The organism is Njordella calcicola (assembly GCF_056494125.1).
This window is the reverse complement of record NZ_CM151396.1, coordinates 3173611-3190582: the sequence shown is the minus strand read 5'-3', so window position 1 is coordinate 3190582 and position 16972 is coordinate 3173611. Positions and strand designations below refer to the sequence as shown.

Genomic DNA, 16972 nt, shown 5'->3' with positions numbered 1-16972 from the left:
CGCTCAGCTAATGCCGCGTTTGATCAGAATGAACACGAGCAGCACGGCTGCGATTCCGATGAGCGCGACCGTGGCGATCTCGCCGGCCGACAGCCAAAGCAGTGCGTTGCGAGTGTCTTTCGCTCCGTCGAAGAGATCGCGCACTCGATCCAGTGGCCGGCGGTCTTCGGAGGGAGGCGTTGGGCAATAGCCATCGGGACAATCCTCGGCCGACAGATACAGGGTCGGCGTGATCGCATCGTCCCAGGAGTAACCTTTGGTTTTCACTGCGCCAGTCTTCTGCGCTTCTTTGGCTTGCTTGTAGAGCGTGTAACCATGGCGCAGATCTGAGTAGAGCTCGTCCGGCGTGCTCGGAATCATCGAACGACCAGCGGCGTGGATGTGCCCGCCGGTTGCGTCTTGGAAGAGAACCACAGGGAACTGTTCCGCAGGCACAATGTCGGCATAGCGAGTCTTGTAGATCGCATTGGTTGCCGTGTAGACCTGGAATTCACAACTCTCCTTGAGCGCAGCTAGTTGCTTGTTCTGCGTGAACCATTCCTGCAGTCGCTGACTTGTCGCATCGGCGTTAACGAACAACGCGATCTGGTAACTCTTCTTCGGTGGAGGAGCTGCAGGATTCGAAACGGGAGTTACAACCAGCGGTTCTTGAGCGGGCTTTTGAACATCCACAAAATTCGGCGTGACGGGTACCGGTTGGGCCAATGTGGGCGTCACGGTTGGCGTTACAACGGCCGGTTGCACAATTGTGGGCTGAACTACCACCGGCGCAGGATAGATGCGTTGTGATAGGCAATTCGGCGGACAGTTACGAATTTGTTGCTTGATCTCTCCCTGGGCCTGCAAGTTCACCGACTGCGGCTCTTCAAGCTTTTCAATTGCACCGACGCTTGGCACCGATGGCTGATAGCTCGGCACACTCCAACGTTGCTGAGGTTGTACTGTGACCGGCTTATAGTGAACTGTCGTTAGGACAACACCGAGGAGAATCGCGTGGACGATTGCCACCACGATCAGCCCCAGACTTAAGCGAATTCGAATCGTATCGTTGATCATGGTGATTACAGAACCTCATAACTTTGGTAAGGCAGTGAACTGCTTGGGTCATTGAGAACGGTTAAGGCAAAGCCTCCGTAGCCTGCCCATAAGCGGATGAACTGTTCACGAGGCGTGAGTTCGAAGCGCCCCGGATAGTTGTTGTCGAGAATCGCTGCGTATTGCTTCCCATCTCGCTCGATCCAACCGACGAACGTGCAGCAGTGCGCCGGCTTCCACCAAAGGATGGCTCCACGCCTGGTTGCGCTGGCCCAATCCAGGAAGCGAGGATCGGCCTTGAGCGTGTAGCTGTAATCGATGCCGGCAGCATCCAAGCGATCACGCAGACGCGAGTCCCACTCCCCGTCGGCATAAGTAGTTCGCCAGCGTTCGCCAAGCTCGAATCTGTTAAGCCAACGCAGATGGTTCACGAGCGAGGCATGAACGCAGCTTCCCTGACCAAGTGATCCTGTCCAATTGCGCTGATGCAATTGCACAGGCAGATTGGCTGGCGGTTGCTCCGGTTCAGGCGTTGGTAATGCACGAACGTTGACGACGCCCGAATCGCAGCCAGCCAATACGAGCAGCATCAATGCACAGGCTGAAATCAATTGTTTATGAATCATATTGAGCTCGTTTCTGAAACTATTGATGGCGACGAATAACGCTGGACCGCAAACGCAGGGATCGTTTGGAGAGCCGAGGCTCAACTCGTGCCCCTGGTGCGGGCCAGCGGTAGGCGTCGCTAACTCTTGAACACCACCCACAGTTGCGGATTCGACTGCGGCGTCGAAGCCACGAAGCGAATGGGCAGCCCACACATCGCCTTCATCGTGACGTAGCGCGGATTGGTAGGATCGAATAACTCGCTTTCATATTTAGCGAGTTCTGCGACCTCTCCATTGGGAAGCCAGCCCTCGATGGTCCACTGCGATGGCGTCGATTGCTTGGCAATACAAAAGCAACTGCGGAACTCGCCCACCGAGATCCACTGGCTGACTTGGCCGTTTGCCAGACGCAGTGGCTGAACAGACCGTGCGCGATCGACAGTTACTTTTGCGATTGATCCCATGGCTTATTGACTCAGTCGTAAACGGACACAGCGGGTTCCTGGTGGAGCGGATTCAATCGCTTTGCCCATCATGGGATGGGCATAAGCCGTCTTGACCACATGCCAACTGATCTCCGACCAGTAAAGGATCGTGCCAGCGGGAATGTTGGTGGTTGGATCTTTTACGACATCGAAGACGCCCCGCATCGTGATGCTGCCACGTGAGCCCGCACTAATCCCAAACTTGGCGATGCCCACGAGTCGATCGACGACAACCACTGAGCCAGCGGCCACGTCGGACTCGGGGACGATCGGCAAGGTGTTACCATCCGCGACGAAGATGGCTCCTGCATTTATGATTTGTGCGTTGTTGCTCACGGCGTCTCATCACTGGCTCAGGCGAACGCGGACGAAGGAATCGGTGGCGGCAGCGTCATTCACGACTTTGCCGAGGTATACGGTTCCCGCATCGACGTCGGTTACGATTCCGTCGGTCGTCGCGTAGATCTTCTGGCCAGCCGCATAGACCTCGGCATCCGCGGGGTCTTTGGGAATGTCGAAGACACCTTCCACAGCAATCGAGCCAAGCGATCCGGCCTTGATGTCGCGTTTGGTGATCCCCACCAGGTCGCCTTGGATCACGATTGATCCAACCGCGACATCAACAGTGGGAGTGAAATCGACGGCCTTACCGTCATGAACGAATTGAGCTTGCATGGATTATGGAATCCTTGAGGACAAAGAATGGTTGGTTTCAGAGCGGTCAGGAGACGAGGCTTACTCGCCCGTGACCTTCACTGCGGCGCGTGGGTCTTGCGAGTTCACACCGAAGTCGATGTAAGAACGGAAGCCCATACCGAGCGTGTTGGCCGGCATCTCAACGCGTTCAATGACCGGCGTACGTCGACCATTGAGGAACACGATCTCAAACGCCGGCAGCACATTCGGGTTGGCGAACAGATACCAGGCCGAGCCGCTGGCTCCCTGGTAGTAGCTGTCCGACAAGTGCGGCGTTGAAATGACGCGGTACTTGTTGCGATGAGGGTTGTCGACCGGAATCTTTGTCGGCGTTCCTTGGGCATCCATCATGAGCTGCGCCGAACCCATCAGCAGTTCCGCATCGGTTTCGATTTCCACTGGAACGACCAAGAACTCGGGCCGAATGTTGATCGGCTTTTGGTCCTTGGCTTTGTTGCCTGGTCCAACCTTCTGCTTGCGGAAGGTCGTCTTGGCAACGGTCAGCGACTCGGGACCGAACTTAGTATCGGGACCTTGCAGCAAGTTGCCATTGGCTGAGGAGAAGAACGCCGTGTTCTTGAGCAGCAGCGTGAAGAACAGCTCATCGATCGACTCAGCACCGCTGCGTCCCATTTGACGAGGGATGTCCATGAACGCGTTGAGGTCATCGTTGATGATGTCGTGACGAGTTAGCGCGAGGATCTGGCCATAGGTATCAGCCTTGTTGCTGTACTTTTGGTCGGAAAGCTTGCCATGCTTCAGCTCGCCATCGGGCGCGACCTTTTCGAAGCCACCGGTACCGAGCAGTCGATAACGAGAGATCTCCTTGAAGTCGCTCACAGTACCGATGCTGCACAAATCAAACGCTGCGATCGGCGTCGATTCATAGGCAGACAGGAGTGTCTTATTCATGACATTCTCGAGGATGCCAGGAAGCGACATCGTCGAGAAGCCGGCGCGAATCGTTGCAGTTCCATCGCCGAAGACGCGAGGAACATCGAACCCTTCGAGCCGTGCGCACTCGGCAACGAGTTCACGCAAGCCAATGTGGCGAAGCGGATCGGCAGCGTTGAGCGTTCGCTCTCCGTAGGCCTTGAGCAACTTCGTTTCATCAAGACCCACCGACAGACAGCACGCTGCCTCGAGGACTTCGCGACGATACATCGGTTGGCTTGCCTGTTGATCAGGGGCCTTAGGTCGTTCGATTCGTAGCACTGCCAACTCCGTTTTGGTAACGCTCCAGCCTTCTTCAAGGGCGCGAGCTTCGATCTCTGGATGCTTGCCAGCACACACTTTGCGAATGCCGGCGATACGCTTGGATTCAGCAGCGGCTTCGATACGCATCTTGGAAACGACTCCACTCGTGACAGGACGCTTGGGTTTGCTGCCCATATCCAAGCTGGCGTTCACCGGGTCGATCTCCGAATCATCGGAGTCGGTGCTGTCGTGGTCCGACTCTCCGTTGTCGAGGTACTCGTCATCGCCAGACTGGCCAGCTGCAATCCGAGCCTCGGTGTCATCGTCGGCACCAAGGGCCACGAACGAGACTTCACCCAGCGTTGACTTGCGAGCGATGTAAACAGGGCCTTTGAACTCGCGACTGTTGGCGGTTGCAGTCTTGCCTTCAGGAATGAAGACAACTTTGTCGGCGTTCGCGCCGAGCGATGCTTGCCAAGGGAAACCGTTCTCGCTGGTGGCGATGACTTCTTGAGCGGTGTTGCCCACGCCCGAGATCACACCAGCAACTTCGAGCCGCGAATCGCCGACCATGATGTCATCGGTATGACCAACGATACTAGCGCGATCATGGTCCTTGAGGATCGGGCGAGACTTTCGTGTCACTCGCATGCCCGCAAGGTCCACAACCACAGGGTAAGGCCAACCACCAAGACGCATCGCGCCACCGGTGTAAGCGACCATCGAGAACTTTCGTAGCGCCGGCTTACCTTCTTCGGCAGCCTCAGCGGCTTGTAAATTGATCGAACTGCCATCGTCACAAACGATTCGTAGCGAGCTTGGCACCGACTCAGCGTCTACCTCACTCTGCTTGTTCGATTGCAATGTCTTCGTCATCCGTTACATCTCCTGGAGAAAGTGAAGTTGAATCGGTCGAGAGTCCCAGCTCACGCATGAGCGAGATCTCTTTCGCGCGTTGTTTAAGTTCCGCCTCCCAATCACGCCCCTGCCTCGCGTATTCATGGGCCAGAGTTGTCGTATGATTGGCGAGGCGGATTTTCTGGGCATTGGCTTCTTTGGCTGGGTCGACATGCTCATGTCCGTCCCAAAACCATTGATGCTCGAACGACGAGTCGAGAGTGCGAAGCGAGTTAGGCAGATAGCCTTCGATGAGAATCGCTTCTCGCAGCCATGCGTACAGAATGCGATCCAGAATGGTGCGAGCCATTTGGGACTGCTCAACACGGATCGACTTGAAGTAGGTTTGGTGGTCGAGTCGCCCGGAGGCGTAGTTGTAACCCGATGAATTGCCAGCAGCCACGTTGAATGGCATATTCAAACAACGCGCGATTTCGTTGAGAATTTCGCGTTTGAACTCGGCATATGTGGTCGCAGGTTGCTCAGCGTGCATCTGAGCCATCTTCCAACCGCCTGGCATCGTTAGGAGCGCTCGCTTCTCCAGTTCGATTGGCTCGAACGGTTCAGCCGCATCGGCTTCGCCACCCGCCGGCGCATCGGTGTAAAGAATCCCTGCGAAATCAGCCGCTGTTTCAGCAGCCGCCAATACAGCCAAAGTGAATCGTCGCAGTTGTGCAAACAGTGGCAGTGCCGGCGTGATGTCGGGAATACCACGGATCTGGCCAGGCCGATCGCTGCGGAAGAAATGGAGGATGGAACTTGCATCGATGGTGTCATAGTTTTCGGTCAACGAGAACGCATCATCACCTGGATGTTCTCGAAGAACATCGTATGAGATCGGATTACCGTGCTCATCAAAGCGGATGCCATCGAGGTAACGATAACTGTCGAGAGCCAAGATGGGTGACGTAACCTGTTCGGCTTCGACCAGCTTGAGATCGAGTTGAACCGGCGAATCAATTCTTGGGTTACTGGTTAGCAAACCAAACGATTCACCGTCCGAAACGCGGGCGAGCCGCATCGTGCGTAGCTTCTCTGCCAAGCCAATTGCATCAGCCCAAGCAAAGAACTCTTGCTCAACAAATCGGTTGGCGAACGCATCGCCCGTCAGCATTTGCAATCGAGGTCCAGTACCCACACAGTCGTTGGCCAGAGTCAGCGAGATACCGCGAGCATAAGAGTTGTTGGCGATCTCGTATCGCGAACGGTTGCGTAGCGTGCGCCGCACTTCGGGGCTATTGGCCGCGCTGGCCGATAGTCCGTCTGCGGCCGCCCAGTGGCGAACGTTGTCGACCGTAGTGGTCGCAGCGTCGTAGCGTCCAAGCATTCTCACCAACGACCAGGGGTGTCGGGCCGAGCGTCCACGGACGAGCGACCGATCTTTGCGATCGCCGTTCTTGCTCAGAATCCCTGACAGCAACTTAAACATCCGTGAATCAATCCCTTCTGTTAAACCCGACACCCCTGCCTATAGAATCAAGCTCGATCAGTTGCGAACCGATTAGTCCGCACCCGGTGGCACGAGCTTGTTAAATCGAAGGCCACGCTTCGGTTGAGAGGCGGCTGCCTTGGACGCCAGATACTTGTCAGCAGCGATCTGCTCGGTCAGCTTATGCTGCTCGACACTACCGGCATCTCCCGATGCCTTAGCGGGTGCTTTCGCACTCTCGCGAATCGTTTCTTGCAAGTTGTCTGACATACTGGAAACCCTCTTCGAGTGAAAAAGAAACTCGATAGCCTCTTCCAGTACTAACTATGCAATTTGTCCGAACGACGTCCCAAAATTATTTGCGTCGGTTCTGCTGGATGTCCTTAAAACTCAGGCGTTTTGGGGATATTTCGCGTGTTGATTCCGTTCCAAATAAAATTGCTCCCTGCATCGAAGCCGCAACGGCGGAACCGACGAGGCAGTCGAACCAGTGGTTGTCCGGCTGCTCGGGTCGCTGCTTCCACTCGTCGACGCTCCGGCCGCGAGCTTCCGTCTTGACGAAGTACTCCGAGGTTAGGTGCTCGGCGAGCATGCGATGCGTTTCGGCGTTGGTTCCGAACAGCGAGAGGCAGCCGCGATCGCCCATGGAAACACGAAGTCGAGCGTTGATGAACGACTTCCACCAGTTCGTGTCGTAGACTACGTGGCGGATGGCCCGCTTACCGGCGACGTTGGGGATACGCCAGTTGAGCCCTACGCGATCACCTGGCCGGCGTCGGTACTCGCTGAATGGCAAACTCGAAGCGCCGACGAAGCGACCGTGGCTGGGAATGATCACAGCGGAGTGCGTGGACTGACGGCAGAACTGGTAGACCACATCCGTCGATTGCCCCCAGTTAGCATCGATCAGACAGCGTCCAATGCGCATCGCTGCACCATCGTCTCGTTGCCACTCGCGATCGAGTAGTTTCGACGTCAGCGAGTCGAGGCCGGCGTAGATCGATCCCTCCAGTCCAGTTCCAGTCGCTTCGGAGCTCAACGTCTGGCGAGCCTCGCGCAGCGTGAAGTACGGACGCTGCTGGTCGGGGTAGCAACCATAGTCGATCACATAACCGGTGAAGTCGTCCTCCCAAGCGGTGACCACATAGAACAGGAGCTTTTGCTGGACGTCGATGAATGCGGTGAGATGGTTGGCACCGATCGATACCAAACCACGATCCATGCGGTTGATCTTGCTGGCGACCTCCTCTGGTTTAAGCATTCCGTCAACAACAGTTTCCGCTGGCAGAGGTTGGTTCTGATATTCGGCGAAGAACGCTGCTTCGTCTTGCAGTTTGAGATTCATCGCGTGCTGGATTGCAGAGAGTTCGTCGTAGTTGAACCGCTCCTGCCAAGCGATAACGGCACCCTCGTCCATCGCGGCTTGGTTCTGTCGATAGAACTCGGTGGCTGCTTCACCACCATCACCGCCACGCATTCCTTCAGCACGGATCTCGGCGTAACGTTCCCATAGCGTTTCGTTCTTGGGGAACGCGTAAACCATCTTGGTCCGCTCGCCATTCCATTCCGGATGTCGGTTGCGATCGAGGATATTGTCGGCCATATCACCCGGACGAATCACGGTGCAGGGCATGATGCCCGAGATCTTCTTGCCCGGCCCAGCCAAGCCAAGGACTGCGCCGGCGAGGATGCTTTCGCGATTCGCGCATTGCGAGAGCGAACGTGCGCTCTCATCCGTTTGCGGATCGTCGAGTACCACGAGACTCGGACGTACTGTTCTGCCATCGGGACGTTTAAACTTCATACCTCGGATGCGACCAGTAAGGCCGGCGACTTTGATAATCGCTCCGCTAGCGCTGCTACCTTCGATCGTTGGTAAGACGACTTCTTTTGCGGTCCAACCGATCTGCGTGCGTTTGCCTTTGTAGAGTTGGCCATTGGCTCGATTGGAAATCCCATCGAGGGCTTGGATCGGGAAGCATACCTCGGGGAAGTCGGCTAAGAGCAGCTCGTTGCTATCGAGTTCGGTCTTGATCGAGTCGAGCATATCACACGCATGCCCTTCATCGCTGCCGATCAAACATACGAAGTTGCGATGACCATAAAGCACTGCCCAGATACAAGCGACTTCGGCGATCGAACTCTTGCCGCTACCACGCGCCATCGCGAGCGCAAACAAACCGCCATGCACAACCGCTTGCTCGATCTTATTGATGACCTTGATATGGTCCGGCGACCAAGCGAGATGAAAAGTCAACGGAAAGTATGTTTCACAAAAGTAACGGAAGTCTCGCGACGCGCGATCTTTGCGATCTGCGTTATCGACCTCCGGCAGTTCACCGATGTCGCGACCTGCAAGTGCGAGCGCTGCGTTGCGTGCGCGAGCTCGCTCTTTCATTGCATCGTACGGATCGACACCGCTTGTCGTACGAGGCGTGTGTCGTACGACATGCATCCATGCGCAATAGCGAAGCAAGTCAACGGTCTTGTTATCACCGATGCGTGCGCCGGCGCGTTGCCGGTGCCGATACAACTGCCGCTCGCTGATCACCTCGCCCAGTGGCGTCGAGTTCAGCAGTCGGCATAGCTCGCTTGGTTTTAGCTTCCTCGGATCACTCGCCACGTCCCATCTCCTTTGCTTGCCACGCGCTGTAGTGCACGAGGTTGATCGTGCCATCGGCGTTCATTGGCGCACCGTCTTGTAAGTCGAGGCGGATCTTCTCTGGATCGATCCGCTCTCGGTATGCGGCCGCAAGTAGCTTCGCCGCTTGATCGACCGGAAGCCTCGTCGGATCGACCTGGCCCGTTCCTTCACTCATCGCATTCCTCCGTGACTTGGCATCTCGAAACGTGGGGCCACCGTTTGCGCACGGTCGCGTTTTGGCCGCATGTTCGCCTGGTTATGCGGAGCATGTTTGGACGCGACGTTGGCGTAATGTTGGGGCACCGGTGGCCTCTCAAAAAACATGAAAATTACTGGGAAAAACATGCAAGACTTCGCTTGAGGTTCCTCGAAACGCATGGCTCATGTGTGTCATCGCGACGCAGAAAACGCGACGCAAAACACACCTCGAACCACACAGGAACGCAACGATGAACGCAAACGAAATCGCCTTCGGAATCGAATTCGAAACCACCCTCCCCGGCACCGACAACACACCGATCGGACCCTACCACAACGGATACCAAGTACCGTGGCTGCCAACCGGATGGAAAGCCGAACGCGACGGCAGCATCCGACCAGAGAACGCCAGTCGCAAAGGTTGCGAGTTTGTAAGCCCAATACTCAAAGGGGTTGAAGGCGTACAGCAGATCGAGAACGCGATCGACCAGATCAACGCTCGCGGGGGCCGAGTAAATTCCAGCTGCGGCCTGCACATAACGGTTAGCTGGAATGGCGACGCAGCCGCTTTGGCAAGATTGATTTCCTTGGTCGGCAACCACGAACGAGCGATCTACGCCTCGACCGGAACCCGCAAACGCGAACAGATGATGTACGCCAAGCGAATCAAACAATACGGCAACAAAGACAACGCCAAGAGCCGATGCGAATCCGATCGCTACCACCTGCTGAACTTGACCCACCTGACCCGCGGCAAGAACCGAATCGAGTTCCGGGCCTTCGGCGGAACGCTCAACAAGACCAAGGTGGTCGGATACCTGATGATGGTTTTGGGTTTGGTTGAACTCGCCCTCAATACCAAACGCTGCAGCGAATGGGACTACATCAAGAAGGAAGGAACCAAGAGTTGCTGGGATCGACCTGGGGCCGGCCTGGGCGAAACCGAAATCAACCGATTGTTCTACCGACTCGGATGGACCAAGGGTTGGTACAAGGGTGCCCTTCGCGACAAGGTCTACGGAGAGATCGCCAGCGAAACCAAACCGGAATGGAAGAAGATCAAAACCAAACTCCTCGAGCTCGCCCGCAAATACGACCGCGCGGCCTAAACCGCAATCACATAGAACGCCGCGAACGGAATCGCGGCGTTCTTTGGCTTGGTCGCGACAGTTGCGCACTGTCGCGTTCTTACGAGCATCTTCGACCAAGTACCCAACATCCAGAACGACGCGACATGGGCGAACGTTGCAAACCGTGGGGCGTTCCCAGAAACATGGAAAAACATTCAGAAAAGCTGTTGGATTCGGCTTGAGGTTATTCAAACCGCATGGCTCATGTGTGTCATCGCGTAAACGATTCCATTCCCTTTCCAAAACGGAGAAACACAGATGAACGAAACCACCACCAGCGCCGAACAAGCGATCAAGGACGAACTGCGACGCCTCGCGTGGATGATCCCCGACGCGCAGCGCCGCCTCAACGAGCATGCCCAAACGATGCTCAGGCGAGCCGAACGAGCGGTCAAGGACATGGAAGCCATGATGGCGAACCAACCTTGCAGTATGAGTTGGGTGGACTTCGCCGAAAGCGATCTGCGAAACGCGCGCGAGGCGAAGGCCCAACTCGAGTTCCTCTACCAACAAAGAACCATGCTCGAATTCTTTTTGAAGAAGGACTAGCGAACGACGCGAATTCGCCGGCGGCCACGAGCTGCTGGCGAAGTTCTCGCGAGATTCTTTGGGACCTCGTTCAACCTCTTTTGCATAGATAGTTAATAGAGGGCCAACATACTCGTCCTCCCGATACGCGAACTTCCGCGACGGCGGACACGCGGAAAGGAAAGCTGCAGAATCTTTCCCGAATTCTCGCATGCTCGGCTTGAGGTTATCGAAACCGCATGGCTCATGTGTGTCATCGCGTAAACGATTCAAACCTTTTTCCGAAACGGAGACACAAACATGACCAACGCAAACAACCCACACGCAGCTACGGACGCAACCCTTCGCCAGATCTTCAAGGCGATGGACGCCCACCAAGCCCAAGAGATCCGCGAAGCCTACTACAAAGCGATCGAGGGTTTGATGACCCTGGCGGAAACCCTCGAAGTCGCCGACGCACAACAAACACCCAGCGCCGGCCCGCTTCTGACCGAACACTTCAACGCGGTCCAAGCCCTGGACGCGATGAAGAACAGCCGCCTCGGAAAGATCCTCTAAACCACAGACCAGCGGAATGCCACGGACGCCGCGAACGGAAGCGAGGCGTTCTTCCGCTTGGTCGCGACACTCGCCCACAGTCGCGTTCTTGTGAACACCTTCGACCAAGTACCCAACATTCAAAACATCGCAACACGGGCCAACATCGGGGCCCGTAAGGCCTCCCGAGAAACATGGAAGAACATGGGTAAAAGCTGCTGAAATCGGCTTGCTGCCGGTAGAACCGCATGGCTCATGTGTGTCATCGCCCAGCGACCAACCGCTTTCACCACGCAAGAGGAGAACAAACCGATGTCCCGAACCAACGCCAGACACACTGCTATCAGAACCGCCTTCAAACAAATGCCTCGCGCTACCGCGCTGGACATCTGCGACGACTATCGGGAAGTGGTCACACGGTTGAAGCGACTTGCCGACAACTTGGCCGGCGCGTTCGTGGTATCGAGCGGAGATTCGGCCCGCGCCCTGGAAGCAGAACTCCGCATGTTTGAAGACGCCTGCGATGCCCTCGCTGGCAGCATGTTGCCCGAAGCGATCGACGAATGTTTGGCTTCGAAAGAATGCTGAAAAAACCTGCTGAAAACATTGAAAGGACGGCTTGAGGTTATCCGAACCGCATGGCTCATGTGTGTTATCGCATAACCAATTTTCATTCACCCAAACGGAGAACCAGACATGAATCTCGACACCCTGATCGAAATCCTCAACGACTACCGCGAAGAGTTCGGAGGCGACGCCGAAGTGCGGCTGATGACCCAGCAGAACTGGCCTTTCGAGAACCGCATCTGCGGCGTGACCAGCGGACGCGACATGAACGATGCGTCGGACGATGAGGATGAAGACGACGACGCCCAAGACGTCGCCGACGACCACACGGTCTACATCGTCGAAGGTGGCCAGATCTGCTACGGCAGCAAGCGAGCTTGGGAAACATGTCGCGATAGCTGAGCGCAACACGCCGATGCGCCGGGGGAAAGGTTCTGGAAAACCTTCAGAATCTTTTCCTCTTCGGCTTGATGCGGTTTGAACCGCATGGCTCATGTGTGTCATCGCATACGACACATCCACCACAAACAAACGGAGAGCAACACGATGCCAACCATGACCAACCGACCACGCCTGACCTCGGCCCAATTCCTCGGCGCGCACCGACGAGCGCTCGAGACGATCAGCGACCTGTACGTAGCGGTCGAAGAGATGCCGATTCTCGCCGCTTCCGACCCAACAACCATGAAACTTTTCTTCGACGAGTTGGCTGATGTGCAAGCCACGGCGGCGAAGCTCGCCCAACATTTCCGCACACAGGTATGCACCGAAGAAAAGATTTCGAATTCCTTTTGAATCCGGCTTGATGCGGTTCAAACCGCATGGCTCATGTGTGTTAACGCGAAAACGATTCACCAACCAAACAACGGAAACCAGCAGATGACCCAACACGACCTCGACCTGACGATCACCAAGATCAGCAATCGCAACCGCGGCGCTGGCGGGTCCTGGGTGCAAGGCAAGATCAACAACGAATACCGCTTCGATGCTTTGGTCTTCGCCGAACACGCAGAACACGAATCGTACGAATTGAACCAAAGCAGGATTTCGAAGCTTTGGGTTCAACGCCTGGCCGACCGCAAAGTGATGTTCAACTTCGATCGCGGGTTGGATGTGCCGGCGGTCAATACGGAGGTCCAAGTGATAGTCGACTTTCTCTGCGAGGGATTGTCGGACTTGGTCTTTGGTCAATAAGCCGAAACGCAGCACGGACGCGCGTAGCCGATCGGTGGTTCGATCGGCCTGACGATGGCAGCCAACCACGAACACAGATTTGGGGATACCGAGATGAAGAAGGCAGAAGTAAAGATCGGCGGCAAGTACTACGCGAACGTTTCGGGCAATCGATGCGAGATTCGGATCGATGCCGAGAAGCCTCGGGGCGGATGGGACGCAACCAACCTCGCGACCGGCAAAAAGATCTTGATCAAGAGCGCCCAACGACTGCAGGGAGAAGTTGGTGCGAAGCGCGGACGCGCGAAGGTCACCACCGAAGGTAACGTAACGGTGGTTGAGAACGAACCAGCCACCGTCGAAACGATCGGAGGCGATACTTCCATAGCGGTTGCGGTTCTCAAGAAGCCACGCAAGGCAAAGGCAGCAACGACCGAGACTGCCGACGCCGGGGAGAAGCGATTGAGCTGCGTCGCTGCGGCCTTGAAAGTTCTTGGCGAATCGAGTGAACCGATGAACGCACAAGAGTTGATCACGGCGATGGAAGCCAAGGGCTATTGGACCAGCCCCGGTGGCAAGACGCCCCACGCGACCTTGTACAGCGCGATCCTTCGCGACTTGGCCAAGGGGGACGATAGCAAGTTTGTGAAGACCGAACGCGGACGCTTCACCGTTCGAGGCTAGGAGACCGACCCGGTGAAACACTTTTACGATTTGCGAACGGTGGATGACCTGGCCGAAGGCGAGACCGCAACGCCAGAGCCAGGCATCACCTACGACCTTCGAACGATTAACAATCGCAAGCTCGACGTAGGCAGCGTGGTGGATGTGATCCGCCAGGGCCCGACACTGTTTGCCCGAACGACCAACGGAGATTCGATCGCAGTATCCGGCAACGGCGCTGCCATCTTGGTACCGCACGACTTGTAGACAAGCCCGAAGCACGGAACGCTTTCCACCAATCGCCCCACGTTCGCACCGTGTGGGCGTTTTCTCGTTGATGCGAACATAAGCCCCACCAGCAACACAACGCGACACATCGCGAAACCGCGGTTCGCCGGCGCAGCCACATGTTTGGAAGAAATTCGCAAAACATGCTCGCATGTTGGCTTGATGTTTTTGCGATTCGCTGGCTGACTGTTGAGGATCGTCTTTCGTTTCTCCAACAACCAGGAACCAACTATGGCCAAACCAGCCCTTGAGCCGGCAGCTCCCTACGAGAACCTTCACCTCGTTGCTCGCGACTACCTCGATCGACTGCGTCAATCGCTCGACGCTTTGCAACAACCAGATGACCCAGCACTGCGCTGGCGGAACGTTCACACGATGGCTCAGGTCAACGCACGACTCGCCCAAGCCGGCGAGCTGCTCGACAAACTCAACGCAACCACCAAATGAAACAAGGAACCAATGACTATGCAGACCCGATTGAAGAAAGGCGATCGCATCCGTTTGGTATCGATGCCGCAAGATCCAGACCCGATCCCCGTTGGATCGCTCGGGACCGTTGTTGAAGTTTACGAGCATCACGATTGGACGCAGGTCGATGTCGATTGGGACAACGGCCGCTCCCTCATGCTGTCGATGCCCGACGATTGTGTCGCCATCGTCGAACCCAACCACCACGAACCGTCGAAGTAAGGAAACCAACCTATGTCCACAAGAGCAACGATTGCCTGCAAGCAAGAAGATGGCCGCTACGCAGCGATCTACCTTCACTTCGATGGCTATCAAGACCACGCCGGCGGAGTCCTCAAAGAACATTACACATCGATCGAGTCGGCACGAACGCTGGTCGCAGGCGGCGATATTCGATCGCTCGCTAACGACGGAACGCCCGAACGCTTCACCGACGGTAATCGCACGGTTGTCATGCCGACGCGTGCAGCTCTCCACGAGTTCGCGAGGAACTGTGGCACCGAGTATGTTTACATTTTTGAGGACGACGCTTGGCATTGTCATAGGCTTTGATGGGCTTTACTGATTCGATGAGTTTTGTTTTGCACGAAGTTTCCGATTGCGTTTCGCGATGACGGCGAGGTCCGATAGACAGCGCTTGCACGCCCCCATCACGCCATTGCGTCCCTTGTATTCGTAGAACTCCGTGTCGACGGGCCGATACCATTGGCAGCGCCGACAGCGTTTCAACCAGCGGCTGCCAACTCGTATGCAACCGCTGTGAATTCGCTTGTGCTCCAAGCGAGTCACCAGCATGAGGTTCTCAAGTCGGTTATCGAGCTTGTCACCGTTGCGATGGTGTAGCTCCATGCCTTCTGGGATAGGCCCGTGATGCGACTCCCAGACGATCACGTGCTCAAATCTCTGCTTCCGATCCTTGCACGTGATCCGTCGATAGCCGAACGGCGTGATTGAACCTCTGGCTGGTGACCGCTGCGTCATCGCATGTTCTCCTCTCGCGCCTTCATGGGGATTGGAGATTCGCCCGTTCGTTCCAAGACGGCAGGGATACCTGTGAAACGCTGGAAGCGATCAACGATGACATCGCAATACAGCGTGTCGAGTTCCATCAAGAACGCGTTGCGACCGCATTGCTCAGCGCCGATCAGCGTTGAACCACTGCCACCGAACAGATCGAGGACGTTCTCGCCTTGCACCGAGGAATACTGCATCGCGCGGACAGCGAGTTCAGCAGGCTTGCCCGTTAAATGTTCAAGCTGTTGCGGAGGGATCTTCTTGACATGCCAAAGGTCCGTGATGTTCTTCGGTCCGTAGAACTTATGGCCGGCACCTTCCTTCCAACCATAGAACGCCCATTCGTGCGCGCCCATGAAATCTTTTCGCGTCAAAACGGGATGCTGCTTATCCCAGATGATTGATTGCGAGAAGTACAGACCATGCTTCTTCAGCACCGGTGGATAGTTGCCGCAGTTGGCGTAGCCGCCCCAGATGTAAAAGCATCGTCCTGGAAGCAACACGCGAGCAATGTTTCCAAACCAATCATCAAGCAGCTTGTCGAACGCCTCGTCGCTGACGAAGTCATTCGCAAGCGGCCGATCCTTCGGACGCAGCTTCTTATGAGTCGCTGCGTGTTTTGGTTTGCCCGTTTCGTGATCGACACCAAACGAAGCGGCGTTGCCCTGTCCTTGCTTCAACCGGCCCGATGCCGCATCGTTCGAGAACGAAGACAAACCCGCAGCGATCGCGTTATTCGATCGCGGTTCGACCTTTACGTTGTAGGGCGGATCTGTGTTGCACAAGTGGATCACAGCGCCGGCCAAGAGTCGATCCAAGTCCGCCGGCGATGACGAGTCCCCACAGAGCAACCGATGGTTACCGAGGATCCAAAGATCGCCTGGTTGAGTAACCGCTTCGTCTGGCGGCTCCGGCACATCGTCTGGATCGGTTAGTCCTTCGTTGACGCCGGTGTCGAGTAGGTTGGCGAGTTCGTCCGCATCGAAGCCGAGCAAACCAAGGTCGTAACCGCCTTCGCCCAGCTCCTTCAGCTCGATCGGCAAGAGGTCGTAATTCCAATCTGCCAGGTCTGCCGACTGGTTGTCGGCGATGCGATACGCGCGGATCTTCTCCGGCGATAGATCGGTCGCGACATGCACTGGCACTTGATCCAAGCCAAGCTTCTGCGCGGCTTTGTAACGCGTGTGACCGCAGATGATGACTCCATCGGAATCAACAACGATCGGTTGTCTCCAACCGTATTCACGAATCGACGCTGCAACTGCATCGACTGCGTTGTCATTCGTTCGCGGGTTGTTGGGGTAGGGACGGATGTCTCCGGTACTTCGTAGTTCAATCGTTAGCATGAACGTTCCTCCATGGCTCGAATAAGATTCTCTTGAAACGGTGTGGCCTCATCGCCTTCGCGTGGACCG

At 56.2% G+C, this 16972-nt stretch carries 24 protein-coding genes and 1 other RNA gene; 13 read left to right on the top strand and 12 right to left on the bottom strand.

What is annotated here, in order from left to right:
• Window positions 1–3 precede the first annotated feature (3 nt).
• From SH302x_RS12105 to SH302x_RS12060, 10 genes are all read right to left on the bottom strand, one after another.
• A complete protein-coding gene (locus tag SH302x_RS12105; RefSeq protein WP_479368944.1) occupies window positions 4–1056 on the bottom strand; it encodes a hypothetical protein in 1053 nt (350 codons plus the stop codon).
• 5 nt (window positions 1057–1061) lie between these two features.
• Window positions 1062–1661 (bottom strand): hypothetical protein, encoded by a 600-nt coding sequence (locus tag SH302x_RS12100; protein ID WP_479368943.1) that lies wholly within the window; start codon window positions 1659–1661, stop codon window positions 1062–1064.
• Window positions 1662–1780: 119 nt separating this feature from the next.
• On the bottom strand, window positions 1781–2107 hold the full coding sequence (locus SH302x_RS12095; RefSeq protein WP_146675902.1) for a hypothetical protein: 327 nt from the start codon (window positions 2105–2107) through the stop codon (window positions 1781–1783).
• Between the two features lie 3 nt (window positions 2108–2110).
• Window positions 2111–2464 (bottom strand): DUF2190 family protein, encoded by a 354-nt coding sequence (locus SH302x_RS12090; protein WP_479368942.1) that lies wholly within the window; start codon window positions 2462–2464, stop codon window positions 2111–2113.
• A 9-nt stretch (window positions 2465–2473) separates the two neighbouring features.
• Window positions 2474–2803 carry a DUF2190 family protein gene (locus tag SH302x_RS12085; protein ID WP_479357458.1) on the bottom strand — a complete coding sequence of 110 codons (330 nt, stop codon included), beginning with the start codon at window positions 2801–2803 and terminating at the stop codon, window positions 2474–2476.
• A gap of 60 nt (window positions 2804–2863) precedes the next feature.
• Window positions 2864–4897 (bottom strand): phage major capsid protein, encoded by a 2034-nt coding sequence (locus SH302x_RS12080; RefSeq protein ID WP_479368941.1) that lies wholly within the window; start codon window positions 4895–4897, stop codon window positions 2864–2866.
• Entirely contained in the window at window positions 4863–6347 is a 1485-nt protein-coding gene (locus SH302x_RS12075) for a phage portal protein (RefSeq protein WP_479368940.1), read from the bottom strand. The genes SH302x_RS12080 and SH302x_RS12075 overlap by 35 nt, the downstream gene beginning before the upstream one ends.
• Window positions 6348–6419: 72 nt before the next feature.
• Window positions 6420–6617, bottom strand: coding sequence for a hypothetical protein (locus SH302x_RS12070; RefSeq protein WP_479357489.1), 198 nt, complete (start codon window positions 6615–6617; stop codon window positions 6420–6422).
• Between the two features lie 85 nt (window positions 6618–6702).
• Window positions 6703–8970, bottom strand: a complete 2268-nt coding sequence (locus tag SH302x_RS12065) for a terminase gpA endonuclease subunit (protein ID WP_479368939.1) — start codon at window positions 8968–8970, stop codon at window positions 6703–6705.
• Window positions 8960–9166 (bottom strand): hypothetical protein, encoded by a 207-nt coding sequence (locus SH302x_RS12060; RefSeq protein ID WP_479368938.1) that lies wholly within the window; start codon window positions 9164–9166, stop codon window positions 8960–8962. The genes SH302x_RS12065 and SH302x_RS12060 overlap by 11 nt, the downstream gene beginning before the upstream one ends.
• A 274-nt stretch (window positions 9167–9440) precedes the next feature.
• Between SH302x_RS12060 and SH302x_RS12055 the strand changes: the two genes are divergently transcribed.
• From SH302x_RS12055 to SH302x_RS11995, 13 genes are all read left to right on the top strand, one after another.
• Entirely contained in the window at window positions 9441–10298 is an 858-nt protein-coding gene (locus tag SH302x_RS12055; protein WP_479363196.1) for an amidoligase family protein, read from the top strand.
• A 279-nt stretch (window positions 10299–10577) separates the two neighbouring features.
• Window positions 10578–10868 (top strand): hypothetical protein, encoded by a 291-nt coding sequence (locus SH302x_RS12050; RefSeq protein WP_479368937.1) that lies wholly within the window; start codon window positions 10578–10580, stop codon window positions 10866–10868.
• A gap of 279 nt (window positions 10869–11147) precedes the next feature.
• Window positions 11148–11405: a hypothetical protein gene (locus SH302x_RS12045; RefSeq protein ID WP_479368936.1), complete on the top strand. Its 258-nt coding sequence runs from the start codon at window positions 11148–11150 to the stop codon at window positions 11403–11405.
• Between the two features lie 291 nt (window positions 11406–11696).
• Window positions 11697–11972, top strand: coding sequence for a hypothetical protein (locus SH302x_RS12040; RefSeq protein ID WP_479368935.1), 276 nt, complete (start codon window positions 11697–11699; stop codon window positions 11970–11972).
• A gap of 108 nt (window positions 11973–12080) precedes the next feature.
• Complete coding sequence (locus SH302x_RS12035) at window positions 12081–12353, top strand: hypothetical protein (RefSeq protein ID WP_479368934.1); 273 nt, start codon at window positions 12081–12083, stop codon at window positions 12351–12353.
• 144 nt (window positions 12354–12497) lie between these two features.
• A complete protein-coding gene (locus tag SH302x_RS12030) occupies window positions 12498–12746 on the top strand; it encodes a hypothetical protein (RefSeq protein WP_479368933.1) in 249 nt (82 codons plus the stop codon).
• Between the two features lie 84 nt (window positions 12747–12830).
• Entirely contained in the window at window positions 12831–13145 is a 315-nt protein-coding gene (locus SH302x_RS12025; protein ID WP_479368932.1) for a DUF7678 domain-containing protein, read from the top strand.
• Window positions 13145–13212, top strand: an RNA gene (locus SH302x_RS12020) — hammerhead ribozyme type II. Before SH302x_RS12025 ends, SH302x_RS12020 begins: the two co-directional genes overlap by 1 nt.
• A 26-nt stretch (window positions 13213–13238) precedes the next feature.
• Window positions 13239–13808 carry a winged helix-turn-helix domain-containing protein gene (locus SH302x_RS12015; RefSeq protein WP_479368931.1) on the top strand — a complete coding sequence of 190 codons (570 nt, stop codon included), beginning with the start codon at window positions 13239–13241 and terminating at the stop codon, window positions 13806–13808.
• 12 nt (window positions 13809–13820) lie between these two features.
• Window positions 13821–14054 (top strand): hypothetical protein, encoded by a 234-nt coding sequence (locus SH302x_RS12010; RefSeq protein ID WP_479368930.1) that lies wholly within the window; start codon window positions 13821–13823, stop codon window positions 14052–14054.
• 252 nt (window positions 14055–14306) lie between these two features.
• Window positions 14307–14522 carry a hypothetical protein gene (locus SH302x_RS12005; protein WP_479368929.1) on the top strand — a complete coding sequence of 72 codons (216 nt, stop codon included), beginning with the start codon at window positions 14307–14309 and terminating at the stop codon, window positions 14520–14522.
• A 12-nt stretch (window positions 14523–14534) separates the two neighbouring features.
• Window positions 14535–14765, top strand: coding sequence for a DUF4314 domain-containing protein (locus tag SH302x_RS12000; protein WP_479368928.1), 231 nt, complete (start codon window positions 14535–14537; stop codon window positions 14763–14765).
• 12 nt (window positions 14766–14777) lie between these two features.
• Window positions 14778–15095: a hypothetical protein gene (locus tag SH302x_RS11995; protein WP_479368927.1), complete on the top strand. Its 318-nt coding sequence runs from the start codon at window positions 14778–14780 to the stop codon at window positions 15093–15095.
• A 6-nt stretch (window positions 15096–15101) separates the two neighbouring features.
• Here the strand turns inward: SH302x_RS11995 and SH302x_RS11990 are convergent, their stop codons facing one another.
• Together SH302x_RS11990 and SH302x_RS11985 are read right to left on the bottom strand one after the other, a co-directional pair.
• On the bottom strand, window positions 15102–15524 hold the full coding sequence (locus SH302x_RS11990; RefSeq protein WP_479368926.1) for an HNH endonuclease signature motif containing protein: 423 nt from the start codon (window positions 15522–15524) through the stop codon (window positions 15102–15104).
• Window positions 15521–16903 (bottom strand): DNA modification methylase, encoded by a 1383-nt coding sequence (locus tag SH302x_RS11985; RefSeq protein WP_479368925.1) that lies wholly within the window; start codon window positions 16901–16903, stop codon window positions 15521–15523. The genes SH302x_RS11990 and SH302x_RS11985 overlap by 4 nt, the downstream gene beginning before the upstream one ends.
• Window positions 16904–16972: the final 69 nt, after the last annotated feature.

Excerpts from the sequence above, each read along its gene's own strand:
- SH302x_RS12105 (WP_479368944.1), bottom strand. The coding sequence starts at position 1,056 with ATGATCAACGATACGATTCGAATTCGCTTAAGTCTGGGGCTGATCGTG.
- SH302x_RS12100 (WP_479368943.1), bottom strand. The coding sequence starts at position 1,661 with ATGATTCATAAACAATTGATTTCAGCCTGTGCATTGATGCTGCTCGTA.
- SH302x_RS12095 (WP_146675902.1), bottom strand. The coding sequence starts at position 2,107 with ATGGGATCAATCGCAAAAGTAACTGTCGATCGCGCACGGTCTGTTCAG.
- SH302x_RS12085 (WP_479357458.1), bottom strand. The coding sequence starts at position 2,803 with ATGCAAGCTCAATTCGTTCATGACGGTAAGGCCGTCGATTTCACTCCC.
- SH302x_RS12080 (WP_479368941.1), bottom strand. The coding sequence starts at position 4,897 with ATGACGAAGACATTGCAATCGAACAAGCAGAGTGAGGTAGACGCTGAG.
- SH302x_RS12075 (WP_479368940.1), bottom strand. The coding sequence starts at position 6,347 with ATGTTTAAGTTGCTGTCAGGGATTCTGAGCAAGAACGGCGATCGCAAA.
- SH302x_RS12070 (WP_479357489.1), bottom strand. The coding sequence starts at position 6,617 with ATGTCAGACAACTTGCAAGAAACGATTCGCGAGAGTGCGAAAGCACCC.
- SH302x_RS12060 (WP_479368938.1), bottom strand. The coding sequence starts at position 9,166 with ATGAGTGAAGGAACGGGCCAGGTCGATCCGACGAGGCTTCCGGTCGAT.
- SH302x_RS12055 (WP_479363196.1), top strand. The coding sequence starts at position 9,441 with ATGAACGCAAACGAAATCGCCTTCGGAATCGAATTCGAAACCACCCTC.
- SH302x_RS12050 (WP_479368937.1), top strand. The coding sequence starts at position 10,578 with ATGAACGAAACCACCACCAGCGCCGAACAAGCGATCAAGGACGAACTG.
- SH302x_RS12045 (WP_479368936.1), top strand. The coding sequence starts at position 11,148 with ATGACCAACGCAAACAACCCACACGCAGCTACGGACGCAACCCTTCGC.
- SH302x_RS12040 (WP_479368935.1), top strand. The coding sequence starts at position 11,697 with ATGTCCCGAACCAACGCCAGACACACTGCTATCAGAACCGCCTTCAAA.
- SH302x_RS12035 (WP_479368934.1), top strand. The coding sequence starts at position 12,081 with ATGAATCTCGACACCCTGATCGAAATCCTCAACGACTACCGCGAAGAG.
- SH302x_RS12030 (WP_479368933.1), top strand. The coding sequence starts at position 12,498 with ATGCCAACCATGACCAACCGACCACGCCTGACCTCGGCCCAATTCCTC.
- SH302x_RS12025 (WP_479368932.1), top strand. The coding sequence starts at position 12,831 with ATGACCCAACACGACCTCGACCTGACGATCACCAAGATCAGCAATCGC.
- SH302x_RS12015 (WP_479368931.1), top strand. The coding sequence starts at position 13,239 with ATGAAGAAGGCAGAAGTAAAGATCGGCGGCAAGTACTACGCGAACGTT.
- SH302x_RS12005 (WP_479368929.1), top strand. The coding sequence starts at position 14,307 with ATGGCCAAACCAGCCCTTGAGCCGGCAGCTCCCTACGAGAACCTTCAC.
- SH302x_RS12000 (WP_479368928.1), top strand. The coding sequence starts at position 14,535 with ATGACTATGCAGACCCGATTGAAGAAAGGCGATCGCATCCGTTTGGTA.
- SH302x_RS11995 (WP_479368927.1), top strand. The coding sequence starts at position 14,778 with ATGTCCACAAGAGCAACGATTGCCTGCAAGCAAGAAGATGGCCGCTAC.
- SH302x_RS11990 (WP_479368926.1), bottom strand. The coding sequence starts at position 15,524 with ATGACGCAGCGGTCACCAGCCAGAGGTTCAATCACGCCGTTCGGCTAT.
- SH302x_RS11985 (WP_479368925.1), bottom strand. The coding sequence starts at position 16,903 with ATGCTAACGATTGAACTACGAAGTACCGGAGACATCCGTCCCTACCCC.